The sequence below is a fragment of the Halovenus halobia genome (assembly GCF_051414135.1).
Lineage (GTDB): Archaea > Halobacteriota > Halobacteria > Halobacteriales > Haloarculaceae > Halovenus > Halovenus halobia.
In genome coordinates this window covers 26597-39040 of record NZ_JBLKOA010000008.1, presented here as the reverse complement: position 1 = coordinate 39040, position 12444 = coordinate 26597, and the positions used below count along the sequence as shown (strand labels likewise).

The window sequence follows — 12444 nt, the reverse complement described above, 5'->3', positions numbered from 1 at the left end:
CGGATTTAACACACTATAATAATCTCCAGAAGTGTTTGCACACACTCTACAGCGCAATCTCAGAAATCGAGAGACAGCACTCTGCTCTACCAATAGGTGCTACAAAGACTTCCAGATTCTACTATAGTTCCGCTTGTGTCACGATTAGTCTAAGATACCAACTGTTCAGTGGCCCTACGAACTAACCGACGTTCCCCGAAGCGGACAGGCCTAATGCAAGAATCCGAGAGGACAAAAATGAATACGACTCTTTTCCGCCTGAAGGAAATATTGGCGTCTGTCTGCGTATTGGTACGCGACTCTCTGTAAATAAAAGAGTGACCTCCACATTGGTGATTAGTTGTGTACGCCCTAACGACTAAGCGTATCCACAACACCAGTACTGCTTATGTACGACCAGCGGGTGACAATCCGCGATGCGGTGCGGCAGATAGAGAATGGGGATTACCTTCTTCCAGCCATTCAGCGCGAAATCGTCTGGGAGCGTGACCAGATTACCGATCTATTTGACTCCGTCCTTCAGGGATATCCGATTGGCACCTTCCTCTACTGGGATATCCACGAAGAGAATTGGGACGAGTATACGATGTACGGCTTTATTAAGAACTATATAACCTCTACAAAGTGGATCGAGACAGACGCACAGACACGCAACTCAAAAGTAAAGCCAGACGGTGCAGGAGACCTAAAACTTATATTAGACGGACAGCAGCGACTTTCTTCGTTTTACATCGGGCTCAAGGGAACTTATACTTACAAGGAGTCATACAAGTGGTACCGAAATCGAAGTTCTTGGACGAAGTCACGGCTGTACCTTAATCTCAGTTCAGACCCACGAGCGAAGGCGGAAGAAGGTGGAGATCGCAACACCAGATATGAGTTCGAATTTCTTTCGGCCGAGAAATATGACGACGCGCTGGTTCGGCAAGATGGTGATTGGTGGTTCCGTGCCGGTGCGATTCTTAACTACCCAGATACCATCGATCTCCGGGATTATATCGAGAGAAAGACAGCAGAACTGGATATCGAAGACGAGGGAGCGTTCGGACAGAACCTCCGTGACCTCCGGCTGGCAGTTCACGACCAGAAGTACATCACCTACTTCGAGGAGCAGAAACAGGACATCGATCGCGTCCTGGAGATATTCATACGGACAAACGACGGGGGGACACAGCTAAGTAAATCCGATTTGCTCCTCTCGATTGCCCAAGCCAACTGGCAAGAATACGACGCTCGCGAAGAACTCACAACTTTCGTGGACCACCTCAATACACAACTCCCGATGACCAACAGCTACGGGAAGGACTTCCTTCTGAAGTCATCGCTTGTTTTGGCTGATTTGCCGGTCCGCTATCGGGTGAGCCAATTCAAGCGTGAGAATGTAGCAAAAATGGAAGCACAGTGGCCCGAGATCCGTCGGGCCATTGAAGAAGCTGCTACGCTGGTTAATTACTTCGGCATTGGTGGACAGACACTGTTGAGTCGAAATGCTGTCATCCCAATTGCGTACTACTTCAAACAGACCGGCTTAACAGCGGAGAAACTACGCCGGGATGAAAGTAACCGAGTCCAGACCAAGCGGGACATTAAGCGATGGTTCATTACATCACTGCTTCATGGGACGTTCTCCGGGAGTGCAGACTCCGTGTTGAACCGAATTAGAGAAGTACTGAAACAAGAGTCAAGCGAGACGTTCCCTATGGCAGCAATTGAGGCGGAGATAGCTGATCTTGGGAAAATGACTGGCTTCAACGAGGAGATGATTGATAACGTCTTAGAGTACACAAAAGGCGGTAGTCGGACTTTCCTCACGCTGACACTGTTATATGACCAGGTAGACTTTGGAAGTATCCAGTACCATCAGGATCACATCTTCCCAAGTTCGCTATTAGATGAAAGCCACCTTCTCGATGAGGGATTCGATCGAGATACTGCTGAGGCATTCGACGCGCAGGCAGACCGCCTCGCCAACCTCCAACTTCTAACCGGTCGAGAAAACGAGGCAAAGCAGGATACACCGTTCGAGGAATGGCTTGAAAGTCGGGATAAATCATTCTACGACCGCCACCTGATTCCGACCGATCCTGAAACGCATCGAATAGAAAACTTCGATAGGTTCCTTAGACAGCGCTCTGACCTTATCAGAAATGAGCTCCAGTCAGTCCTCGGTCCTATAAAGGATTGAATTGTTTGGGATACCTGGAGTTTCGGTTAAACTCCATACGCCTCGGTGCCGAATCGACACGCGTATTCTATCTCATTCAGTACTAAAAATCCCAAGATTGCATCATAAGCGGCTAGGCGTAGAGCGTATAGTCATCAAATATACAAATTGATTGGTGCCTCTGTATCCACAAATTCATTACCTCTGTTGATTGTTATTCTTAGATATGGATTCCAACATATTTTTGGCACCATGTGACCCTGGGAATTTTGAGCGAACAGTTCTCTCAGAAATTAATTTGGGGGACTATCCGGATCGCCCTGAACCGCTGGCTAATATGGACACAGTTCGATTCTGGGGTGCTCGTGAGGGAACAAGAAACAGAAATTTCTTCGAGAAGATGGGTTCTGACGACCTTGTCCTGTTCTATCAGGACGGTAGATACATTGGTGCTGGTTGGGTGGGAACCACATTTGAAGATGAAGAGCAATGGGCCAGTGCGATCTTTTGGAAAAACGCTCCTTCTCAGCTCATCTATACGTTAGAGGGTTTTGACCCGGTGTCGGTCCCGAAAGCGGCAGTAAACCGAATTTTCAGTTATCAGGAGAGGTATAACCCTCAAGGGCTGATTCGAGTTGCCGAGAGTAAGGTTACCAAACGACCTGGGGCGATCAAACTGGCTTTGAAAAAATATACCGACAAACACGGATGATCTGGACTGCACTCATGCGTTGAATACATGCTCTCCATCTTGCATAATACGGAGGAATTGTCGGAAATATACTACTGCCGCGTACAAGATATAGAGGTTGTGTCTACCACAAGGAATATCTAATTCGGGGTTAATCTTCTCTCATGAGCGAATTGATTGCTAACATCAAAACGGGAATGACAACATTGGTGGATATTACACAGTCGACAACGAAGAGCATGATTACGAAATAAGAATAGAGGCTACAGACCGGATTAACGGAGAGTTGGGGGAAAGTGAGACCTCCATCAAATTGGACGTGGAAGACTTCTTCGAGGTCATGGGGTTTTCAGACACGGACTTGGATATTAAAATTGATAAATTTGATTAGGGTCCTGACGGTGATGAACTGAGACTCGCACAGATCAGCTAAGGGTCAAAATACATCGCAAAGTTCTCTCGGACGAACTCATCGCCCCTGGACCCAACCGCCGCGTCGGCGATTTTCTGTGGTGTCTTTACGTAGGGAACCCTCCCCGTTGGTTATGTTCCCATCCAACTGAACTCCTCGTCGATCACGTCCTCAGTGGGTTCGGTCAGGTAGGGTTCGATAGCGGCGAAAGAATCCCACCCACCGACAGCCATCACGACCCGCGGATTCAGTTCCTCGTCGACGAGGAGGCGTTGTGCGAACCGCCGTCGGAGGTCGTGTGAGCTGACGTGTTCAAATTGCTGCTCGCCGCTCATCTCCGCCGCATGTTCTGCTGTCCGGATTACGACCCGACGAACACCGTCAGTAGTCAGATCAATAAACGAGTCGTTCGGCGCGACGTTCTCTGCATTCTGGTAACGTTGGAGATCACGTTCGACGCTGGCTGGAAGGTATGCCTCACGAGGCTTGCCACCAGAGCCTGTCGTATCCTTACCAGCAGGGACGTGAAGTCGGTACTCATCATTGGTCGTTGTGCTGATGCCGGATGGGCGGACCTGGGGAATCTCGAATGCCCGTAGACCGACAAACGCTCCGAGTTGGATGATTATATCATCACGAAGGCTTGCTGTGGCACGTCTGAGGTCTTCGATCTCGTCATCAGTGAGCCAGACTTTCGTTTGATTTCCGTCAGTCGCTTCGACACGCATACGCTTTGTTGAGTTTCCGTGATGTTGTATTTGTTGTTCGATACGAAAGGGCTGGGTTTCGCAGGAAATAGGATGTGTCTGACGGTGAATTACGGCAATCGCTCACGCTTTATCGAATAAATCGTGATTCGAGATCTCTCAACCAACAAAAGCTGCAAGCGCCCGGAATAATAATTACATCACGCTGAGACTCAGTGACAATGACCGATGATGACGGAACAGATCGCGATCTCCCCGATCCAGAGGATGTCATTGCCGGATACGACCCTGAAGACGAAGAAGAGATAGGCGACGATCTTCCCGATCCTGCAGAAATCATCCAGATTCACCAGCGAATTGAGGATGAATACAACCTCAAACACACTGGTGCTTCCGTAGCGGCTCCAAGGCTCAGGTTTGAGGACCTCCTTGAGGAAGTCGACGAATTCGAGGGTACGCACACGCGCGCAGCTGCCCTCCTTCGAAAGATCATTACTGCGCATTACTTCGAGGATGCGAACAAGCGGACAGGCTGGGCGACCACGAGGAAATATCTGGAGAATCATCGAGAGGCCCCAGCTGACCGAGAGCGCGTTGAGCGGGTGTTGAGGAACATCCGATCATTCAGCGTTGAAGAGATTGCTGAGTGGCTGAAAAGTGGCGAGATCGACGAAGAGCGGTTCCACCCTCGGTAGCGCAAAGCTTTAGGTCTGTAGTAGCCATATCCATAACACGAATGAGCCTGAAACAGAAGGACGATGAAGATCTCGACGAACAGATCGACCGGATTATCGAAGAAGACCGGGAGATCTTCGACGCGCTCGACAGCTGAGTTTCTCTGCACTTGTGCGGTATTTGGGGGGTCGCTCAGAGCCCGGACTCTCGCCGAAGTCACGTCTTATCTGATAAACCGTGAACTGACGAGCCCAAATATACAATTCCTATTAAAATACCAGAAGCTGTCTCCCAATTAGCTCTGAATGGCATACTTAGATTTACTCATAAATATCCTCAATAATACTATTGTACTGAGTGTCAGAAGAATCGAACTTAGATCTCGCCTCGGCCTTCTCACCACACCTCGAACATAAATAATACAGCCTGTTCTCTCTGCGCTGTACGAAATCATCATTGAGGCTTAGGGCTAATTGATATCCTCCGTCGCTATTTCTGTCTGAAGAACCGGTTACATGGCCACGATTTAACGGATAAAAATTGTCTCGGGCAGAATCCCAATTCGTTCTGTCTCCAGCATCAAGAACTGTCGTCGTAATTTTATCAGCTTCTTCTCTTACCTCCTGAGGAATATCGTGTTCTGGGTCGACTGATAGTCGAATAGTTGTTCTTGAACCGGGTGACACATTCCCTTGGTCGACGACCGCCCTCACCAAACCAATGACTGTCCTATCGCTCTGTATTTCATATACGCTATGGCCATGAATTGTCATCTCGCACCCACATTTTTCAATTTCGTTTTTCAACCAGTGTAAGAAATTGGATTTGAGTTTAGGATAACTTGTCATTCCCATTAATATTTTTTAGCTAGTGTTAGACCGTACATTCCGTTCATTCCTTCTCGCTCTCGTTGGATGCATCTATAGCTGTGATATTTGCGTCCAAAACAACAGACAGCGGTACCCGTTCAAGACCAGCTACGTCTGCTCGTACCTGCTGGATCTCCTCAGCTGACGGGAGGAGTTCGGAGCCGTCACCGACATCCTCGAAGGCTTCGGGAGGAACCAACTCGTCATAGTACAACTGTTCTAGTGCATCCATGGAGACACGACTGAGGCCGTCTTCTGCGAAGGCCTCAAGACGTCGCTCTGGCGGGAGAAACGGCTCTGTCACAACATCTAGCTGCGTCGACGCATGCTTGTTTATTGCAGCGTACGCATGCTTGAGCGCTCGCTCGATGTGTGCCTCTGGCTGCCGGTCTGTCTGTAGCATACTGTAGAAGAGCAAGACCAGTATGTCATGGAACGGGGCAGCTGTAACCTGGCCGGTCTCGTCGTCGAATACTGCCTGTATGTCCTCGTCCCGAAGACCACAGTATAATGCTTTGAAATCGATTAAGCTGATTTCAAGACGCTTGCGAATCTGCTGATACAGATCCTCAGGCAAATTATCCTCCTCGGTGGATAGCTCGCCGAAAAGGAACTGACGCTCGGTGTGACTAAGCATTCCAGTGGCTTCGGTCGGTGCTGGATTATTCATCGGAACCAGTCACTTCTTTTCGAACTCGCGAACGCATGTCTGCTGCAAGGTGGCGCGCCCGCTTTTCTGGGCGAATATCACCTGTCGTTGGACCGTATACAACAGTCGCAAGAACGACTCCATTTACGACTTCTAGTCGCGTTACGTCCGAAAATCCACTCTCAGGATACCAATCTGGATCTGGAATATTGATGTGCCACTCGGCTCCGATCGTGTCAGTACGGGTAGTCACGGACGCCTCTGCATCGCCAGCGAGTTCTTCGGGAAACCCATCGAAGCATTCTACCATCGTCTGATAGATTGTTCGCTGGTGTGGTGCCTCGTTGAAAACGTAGACATTACTCCCCATACCTGTCGCTGGCAGGGAAGGGTGCAAATAGACACTTGAAGCGGCATCGGATTCCTTAGACTTTTGATACATCTGAGAGAGTTCTTGATAAAAATCTGCTTCGAGAGGATTATGGTCGATCTCGGTGTACTCGTCTGGGATTGCGTTCGGTCCCAAAACAACATTTTTTGCCTTTAGCTCAGCGGCAGTTTCTTCATTCGTTAATGCAAGTGCGAACGGAACTGTACCGGTCAGTTTGAGTGCGTTACGTCGAGTCGTGGTGTAGTCGAACTCGTACATGTGTTAGGGTGATTCTGGAAGATTGCCTATTGTATTATTCCTATTTTTAACAGAACCTTTTCAAGCCGATATTCCTGTGATGAGATACTACTGCCGATGTGTGGGGCTGATATCTGGAGAAGTTCTACCGTAATCCAGCGACTGGTTAATTTAGGCATATGGCACGTGTTGGGTCAATATAATCTGGTTCAGCCGATCTTTACAATTTGTTTCGGACAAGTTGACGACATAACTCTTGTCTGCGCTCGGTATCCATATGCCCAGCTTCCCGAGTGGTTGTCGACTGTTGATATCGAGTTACTTCGTTACAGTGAATCTGGGAAATGTCGCTAAGGCTGTACTCCGGTTTGTTGTTCGTTGGTTCGGATGGCCTATTCTGATCATTGCGTAGGTCGTGACTGTAGTAAGGTTGGGGGCGGTTTTTTGTCGATGCAACTATCTGACGTGTGTCGTTTTCGTCCATTGGTTGTGTGTATAAGATGGTGGTATCCCGTTGAATCCAAAGAGGGACAGCTCAAGCTGGTGGCACAACGGGATATCGTTGTTCTGTGACTGCTCTTTGATCAGATAACCACACACGTTCGCTCTCAGCTAGCTCCGTGATGGCGGACTGGGGTCCCCGCTCCTCCCTCTTATGACGGATATTCCAGATGCTTACACCTTAGTATCGCACCGGTAGATCTGATCTCCCAATAGATCAGGTATGCACCGCCGGTGGAAAATCGCAGTATTGTGGCCCCTGCGATCTAACGGGGGGCGAACAGTATATTTTGTTTCGTATTATTGGGCTATCATCGGTGACGCCATTCTTTCGTAAGGCCCGGGGAAAAGAGTAAACTGGTTGCCTACACCAGTAACACGATACAAGATGACACTAGATTTGGAGGGGCTCCACAAAGGAGAAAAGAAACTGTTGAACCTTTTGGACGGTCAGTCAATGTATTTCACGGAGATTGTGGAACATGAGGAAGTCGATGTGGCCAAACCAACAGTGAGCTCTAGACTAAAGGAGTTGAAACGGTTGGACCTCATCCAATCCGAGCGGCTTGGTCAAAAGAGGTTTTACTCAACGACAGAGGCGAGATTTCAACTGAAAAACCTCAAAAAAACACTTGAGGCGAAGGCAGAGCAGTGGGTCGAAGCATGTCGAGAACAGGTTCTACGATACGAACGTGGCGAAATCTCGCCTCAAGAGTTCATGCAACAGACATATGCGACGTTGGTGCCTCTTTTTCCAATGCGAATCTGGGGTATGGCATATATTTGGGCACTTGATTTTGATAAGCAAGATTTCTTTGACAAACCCGATGGCGACCTTGATCGTAAGCAAGAGGAATTACTTAAACACGCTTATGCGGTATGCCGAAGATACGAGATCCAAGGAATCAAAACACTGCATACTGTTGACTATGATTCAATTAGCGGAGAAATTTCTGATTATCTTAATACTCCGAATACTGCAATATTAGCTGTTGATGAGATACAATTGTTTGAGGATAAAAACGACGACTCTTGATATTAGAGTGATGAATTAGCACCAGATGACAAGTGGTATTTATTCGGTGATGGGGAAGAGTCAGCGAAGACCTTGGAAGAGTGGAAGAACCTAGATGATCATATGTATCTAAAATACTCTGTTGAAATACTTTCAAATTGTCATAAACTCTGTACGAGATACAGAGGGTGTATGCAGCAGGAAACGCAACTCGTCGCTCAGTAAGTCTGGATGTGGGCGACGGTGTCCTCGTACTCACTCCCGTCTACATCTTGCAGGAGATTCCCATCGGCGGTGTAGGCTGTTGCATCTCGTTCGGCGGCGAGTGCGACGTAGGCAGCGTCGTAGGCTGTGATGTCGACGGTGTTCGTGATCTCCGCGATGGGGCCGACTGACCCGAATGAGACGAGTTCGATACCGTAGTTGTCGAGTGAGGTTGCGGCCTCGTGGAGTCGTTCACCATCGTAGTGGCCGCTGTAGTTGAGCGCATTGACCGCCTCGAAGGGCATTCGACCTCTCAACAACAAATATTGTACACAAAATATCCGTGGGGATTGACTGTGTATCGGTTCTCACTAAAACTCGGCAAGACTCCGATTCTGTGATGTGTGGGGTTGGCGGCCGATTTGCACCAGTTCAAATTGTCTGAGGTCGTCCTTGATGAGATGATCAAGTTGGGCCCGCGGTTCTTCAGGAAGTGAATTGATTTCGATTGCGGCAAGCGGGCGCTGTGTCAGTGCGTAACTGCTCGCCATGCCGGTTGGTCTGACGGCGAGGACAGCTTTTGCCGGAACGTTTTTGAGGGCGATTTCGGCGTCTCGGTGGGTGTGTACCGTTGCTTGCAACTCATCGACTGGCAACAGTATTTTTGCGTCTCCGTGGTCGACATATCCACCTGCCTCGTAGAAATGTCCAATACTCATTAATTAATACCAAACAATTACACTCACTTATTATTTGTGCCGGCAAAACGACTATATCACTTGGCGACGCCAGCGGGAGCCATGAGTCAAGACCTGTACCGCTGTACCGCGAACGACCTTGCAACGCGGTCAATTGCGTCACAATCATCAGACACACTGGTCACAGAGACAGTTGATTGGCTGGAGGCAAATGGGTTCGATGTGGCACCAGTGCTTGACGGTGATGATACGGTACTTGGGTACGTCACACTCGGGCAACTCCAAGACGTGGCACCCGACGCACAGATCGGGGAATACACAGAGCCAATCACAATTGAAGAGATCATCAGCAGTGATGCGGCATTCGACGAGATTCTCCCAGCGTTGTACGACTCGCCGTTTTATTTCCTCGGTGGGCAGAACCGACTGACTGGCATCCTGACACGTGCCGACCTGAACACGTCCCCAGCGATGATCCACCTGTTTGACCGCATTACGCTGCTCGAAGAACGGTTCCGTGACTTGATCCGCACCACTGCACCTGACTGGAGGGACCGCGTCTCACTCCGTCCAGGTATTGTTGAAGGTATTGAGGACCGACACGCTGAGGCTCAGCGGTCGAACATCGGCTTAGATGAGATCCATTACGCCCAGTTCTCGACGCTCGTAGTCATTATTAGCAGTATCGAGGACTGCTGGCAGGCGTGTGGATTTGAGAACGAAAAACGGGCGTCAAGCCAGCTTGACGACGTGAGAGACCTGCGCAATTCTGTTGCACACTCACAGTTGATTGTCCAGCATACCGGCGAGGGACTTGGCAACGGAAGGACAATCGGTCACGTTGAGCAGACGTATACGGCGCTTACGAACTGCTTAGATGCGCTCTCGTCGAACTGAGTGAGTACTTCGGTACTACTTGGAGTCGCAATCCGTGGGAAGATTACTATGCGAGAGACAGGAGACACAGTCGGAACGACACGTCGGCTTCTAACGTGTGTGTTCTATTGAACAACCATACTTTGGTGACTCACGGAATTACCGTCAGTTGGATTTTCTTTAGAGTGCCTCGCGGCAGCTACATTCCGTGTTTCCAGAGGACCAGTGCGATTAGAGTACCCCAGGTGAAGCCAGCGGCATGTGCGAAAATATTTGTTGTTACTCCGCCGCTGGTAGGGTTCGGGGGGAATAATGCAACGACAAACCATAGTAATATCAATATTATTCCGAGACCAACGCCCATTTTTGGAACGCGTTCCTGCCACTGTGGGCGTAGGTGTGTTGAATCGGTTTCGGCGACGAGTCCACATATGCTAGCTCCTATGCCGATGATGGATAGCGCTGCAATTGGACCCTCGAAACCGCTGTAGATGAGCGACACGAGCCACGTCATGAACACGGTGAGGCAACAGCCAAGATACACAGCCGTAGTACGGGATGTGGAGGATGCTATCCAGACGATCAAGGCCGCGAAAAGAAACCCGCCGAACCCTGCCACAACGCCAGAAAAGCCGCGACTGGTGAGTGATACTTGTGGAGCAATAGCTCTAAAAATAGCGTAGCTGGAGAGACTTACCAGAACCGGGAGGCGTGTCAAGAACGCAGCTGTTGTGAGTCGGAACCAGCGGCGAGCGCCTAATTGCCAACAAAGCGCGTACACGGTACTGGTAGCAATAAGCAATCCAATGATGTTGCCTTGCAGGTGAGCTATGTCATGGTGGATGTATGCGCTTGTGAGGAGAGTCCAGGGGTCGACTGTTTTGTGATGGAAGACGAGTTCCGCTCGCTTACTCGCAGGCAATCCAACGTGGATGGCAGTGAGAAATGCGATAAGCAGGCCGACGAAGCCGATGTCTATGAGTAGTTGCCTGTCGATTACGTCTTGAGGAGTGAGAGTGCTACTGCGCATCCTCATTCACCTCGGAGCAATGCTCCGCAGTGTTCTGCGCCTCCTGAATGCTATTTACGTGTAGGGAACGGTTCGATTCGATGACGATGAGTGCGGTACTAAGCATCTACGGGAGTAACCTTTGATGCCCCGGTAAAAACAGGATTTGACAGTTTAAGCGTGTAATACGGGTGTTCATAGCGATGAAGGGTGGTGTTCAGAGCGGTACACACCGGGGTACAGGTTTTAGTGAGGGCTCTGTTTGTGAGATAGTATGGGGACGCTCCCAGATGAGTTCAAACAAGAGTATGAGAATTACGGCGACTCCTTCTTTATTTTAGCGCGCTTGCTGGTCGAGGATCATAATCGACAGTTCACTCAGTCTGCATTGGCTGAGAGGGTTGGTGTCTCACAGAGCCGCGTGAGTGATTTCACCGCAACGCTCCACAATGACGGGTGGATCGCTCGGCAGGAAAACCAGACGACGTTTGAGTGGGATACGGATCGGTATAACCCTGCAGAGAAAGAGGCGACAGAGGCAGTCTCCGGTTTATATCGCGACCTGTGGGAGGTGATTAAGATACACAGTCAAACGTCAACCTCACTGTGGGCAATTTTTGGATTGATATTTTTTATTGTTGCAACCGTACTCTTAGCGTTCTATTTTGCTGTGAGTACAGGATTGTTTGGTGAGTCCGCTGTACCTCCAGTGTTGTTTCTCTTGCTTGGCGGCGGATTCGTTATTTCAGGAGTTTTAATGACGGTCCTCACATCATTTCAAGCGTTCGTGAATCGATCACTTGGTCGGTTAGCTAGAAGTCTCGGGTTGGAGTGAGGTCAACTCGCGTGGATGTGTTGAGTTTCGGCTGGTGGAATTAGATCCACGGTCCAGATAATGAGAGAGATTCCTGGATTATATCAGCAGCCCTGATTCCGCTACAACGACGGCAAGTCCATACCCAAATAGTACACAGCCGGAGAGATATAGAACGAGCCCCTTCGAATTGGTTGGTAACGCCGCAGTAGGGAGATTAACAAGAGTGGTCACTATGACTGTCAAGCTGAGTAGGGCTCCGGCGATGACAAATTCCTTGCGAACGGTTTGATCTAATTCATCCATGGAAAACCGTCTATTGGGCAGCAATTAGTGTTTTGTCTCTATAGTGTTTGAGTCTCTCTCCATAGAAAGTTGGCCGGGATGCACGCTCTCAGTATCAGGCAGTCTACGGAGCGTTCGTGTCAGATGGGGAATTCTGCGCAGCAACTTGTCGGCAATAATCTATGAGTGCTAATGCTGCCGTCTCGCCGCTCCCCTCAATGTCGATATCCATTTGTGTAGCAATCCA

The 12444-nt window shown here is 49.3% G+C and carries 12 protein-coding genes; 6 read left to right on the top strand and 6 right to left on the bottom strand.

Translation table 11 applies throughout. From position 1 onward, the window contains the following. Positions 1–388: 388 nt before the first annotated feature. Both ACMGFM_RS15335 and ACMGFM_RS15330 read left to right on the top strand, forming a co-directional pair. The gene (locus tag ACMGFM_RS15335) at positions 389–2185 is read left to right on the top strand and encodes a GmrSD restriction endonuclease domain-containing protein (protein WP_436903536.1); all 1797 of its coding nucleotides are present in this window, start codon (positions 389–391) and stop codon (positions 2183–2185) included. A gap of 205 nt (positions 2186–2390) precedes the next feature. After that, a complete protein-coding gene (locus tag ACMGFM_RS15330) occupies positions 2391–2876 on the top strand; it encodes a hypothetical protein (RefSeq protein WP_436903535.1) in 486 nt (161 codons plus the stop codon). Positions 2877–3398: 522 nt separating this feature from the next. Here the strand turns inward: ACMGFM_RS15330 and ACMGFM_RS15325 are convergent. Then, on the bottom strand, positions 3399–3995 hold the full coding sequence (locus ACMGFM_RS15325) for a tyrosine-type recombinase/integrase (protein ID WP_436903534.1): 597 nt from the start codon (positions 3993–3995) through the stop codon (positions 3399–3401). Positions 3996–4195: 200 nt separating this feature from the next. On the opposite strand from ACMGFM_RS15325, the gene ACMGFM_RS15320 reads away from it, so the two are divergent. Beyond that, on the top strand, positions 4196–4669 hold the full coding sequence (locus ACMGFM_RS15320) for a Fic family protein (protein ID WP_436903533.1): 474 nt from the start codon (positions 4196–4198) through the stop codon (positions 4667–4669). An 871-nt stretch (positions 4670–5540) separates the two neighbouring features. Here ACMGFM_RS15320 and ACMGFM_RS15315 read toward each other — a convergent pair. After that, on the bottom strand, positions 5541–6188 hold the full coding sequence (locus ACMGFM_RS15315) for a DUF8102 family protein (protein WP_436903532.1): 648 nt from the start codon (positions 6186–6188) through the stop codon (positions 5541–5543). Further along, complete coding sequence (locus ACMGFM_RS15310; protein ID WP_436903531.1) at positions 6181–6816, bottom strand: hypothetical protein; 636 nt, start codon at positions 6814–6816, stop codon at positions 6181–6183. The genes ACMGFM_RS15315 and ACMGFM_RS15310 overlap by 8 nt, the downstream gene beginning before the upstream one ends. Before the next feature lie 868 nt (positions 6817–7684). Between ACMGFM_RS15310 and ACMGFM_RS15305 the strand changes: the two genes are divergently transcribed. Next, on the top strand, positions 7685–8332 hold the full coding sequence (locus tag ACMGFM_RS15305) for a winged helix-turn-helix domain-containing protein (RefSeq protein WP_436903530.1): 648 nt from the start codon (positions 7685–7687) through the stop codon (positions 8330–8332). Between the two features lie 197 nt (positions 8333–8529). On the opposite strand, the gene ACMGFM_RS15300 is transcribed toward ACMGFM_RS15305, so the two are convergent. Next, a complete protein-coding gene (locus ACMGFM_RS15300; protein ID WP_436903529.1) occupies positions 8530–8820 on the bottom strand; it encodes a type II toxin-antitoxin system VapC family toxin in 291 nt (96 codons plus the stop codon). Positions 8821–8886: 66 nt separating this feature from the next. Then, complete coding sequence (locus ACMGFM_RS15295) at positions 8887–9234, bottom strand: DUF8165 family protein (protein ID WP_436903528.1); 348 nt, start codon at positions 9232–9234, stop codon at positions 8887–8889. Between the two features lie 81 nt (positions 9235–9315). Between ACMGFM_RS15295 and ACMGFM_RS15290 the strand changes: the two genes are divergently transcribed. Continuing rightward, a complete protein-coding gene (locus tag ACMGFM_RS15290) occupies positions 9316–10110 on the top strand; it encodes a CBS domain-containing protein (RefSeq protein ID WP_436903527.1) in 795 nt (264 codons plus the stop codon). A gap of 178 nt (positions 10111–10288) precedes the next feature. On the opposite strand, the gene ACMGFM_RS15285 is transcribed toward ACMGFM_RS15290, so the two are convergent. Continuing rightward, positions 10289–11119, bottom strand: coding sequence for a hypothetical protein (locus tag ACMGFM_RS15285; protein ID WP_436903526.1), 831 nt, complete (start codon positions 11117–11119; stop codon positions 10289–10291). A gap of 253 nt (positions 11120–11372) precedes the next feature. On the opposite strand from ACMGFM_RS15285, the gene ACMGFM_RS15280 reads away from it, so the two are divergent. Continuing rightward, the gene (locus ACMGFM_RS15280; protein WP_436903525.1) at positions 11373–11933 is read left to right on the top strand and encodes a winged helix DNA-binding protein; all 561 of its coding nucleotides are present in this window, start codon (positions 11373–11375) and stop codon (positions 11931–11933) included. Positions 11934–12444 lie beyond the last annotated feature (511 nt).

Coding starts and splice junctions, on each gene's coding strand:
- ACMGFM_RS15280 (WP_436903525.1), top strand. CDS start 11,373: ATGGGGACGCTCCCAGATGAGTTCAAACAAGAGTATGAGAATTACGGC.
- ACMGFM_RS15285 (WP_436903526.1), bottom strand. CDS start 11,119: ATGCGCAGTAGCACTCTCACTCCTCAAGACGTAATCGACAGGCAACTA.
- ACMGFM_RS15305 (WP_436903530.1), top strand. CDS start 7,685: ATGACACTAGATTTGGAGGGGCTCCACAAAGGAGAAAAGAAACTGTTG.
- ACMGFM_RS15295 (WP_436903528.1), bottom strand. CDS start 9,234: ATGAGTATTGGACATTTCTACGAGGCAGGTGGATATGTCGACCACGGA.
- ACMGFM_RS15325 (WP_436903534.1), bottom strand. CDS start 3,995: ATGCGTGTCGAAGCGACTGACGGAAATCAAACGAAAGTCTGGCTCACT.
- ACMGFM_RS15330 (WP_436903535.1), top strand. CDS start 2,391: ATGGATTCCAACATATTTTTGGCACCATGTGACCCTGGGAATTTTGAG.
- ACMGFM_RS15315 (WP_436903532.1), bottom strand. CDS start 6,188: ATGAATAATCCAGCACCGACCGAAGCCACTGGAATGCTTAGTCACACC.
- ACMGFM_RS15290 (WP_436903527.1), top strand. CDS start 9,316: ATGAGTCAAGACCTGTACCGCTGTACCGCGAACGACCTTGCAACGCGG.
- ACMGFM_RS15300 (WP_436903529.1), bottom strand. CDS start 8,820: ATGCCCTTCGAGGCGGTCAATGCGCTCAACTACAGCGGCCACTACGAT.
- ACMGFM_RS15335 (WP_436903536.1), top strand. CDS start 389: ATGTACGACCAGCGGGTGACAATCCGCGATGCGGTGCGGCAGATAGAG.
- ACMGFM_RS15310 (WP_436903531.1), bottom strand. CDS start 6,816: ATGTACGAGTTCGACTACACCACGACTCGACGTAACGCACTCAAACTG.
- ACMGFM_RS15320 (WP_436903533.1), top strand. CDS start 4,196: ATGACCGATGATGACGGAACAGATCGCGATCTCCCCGATCCAGAGGAT.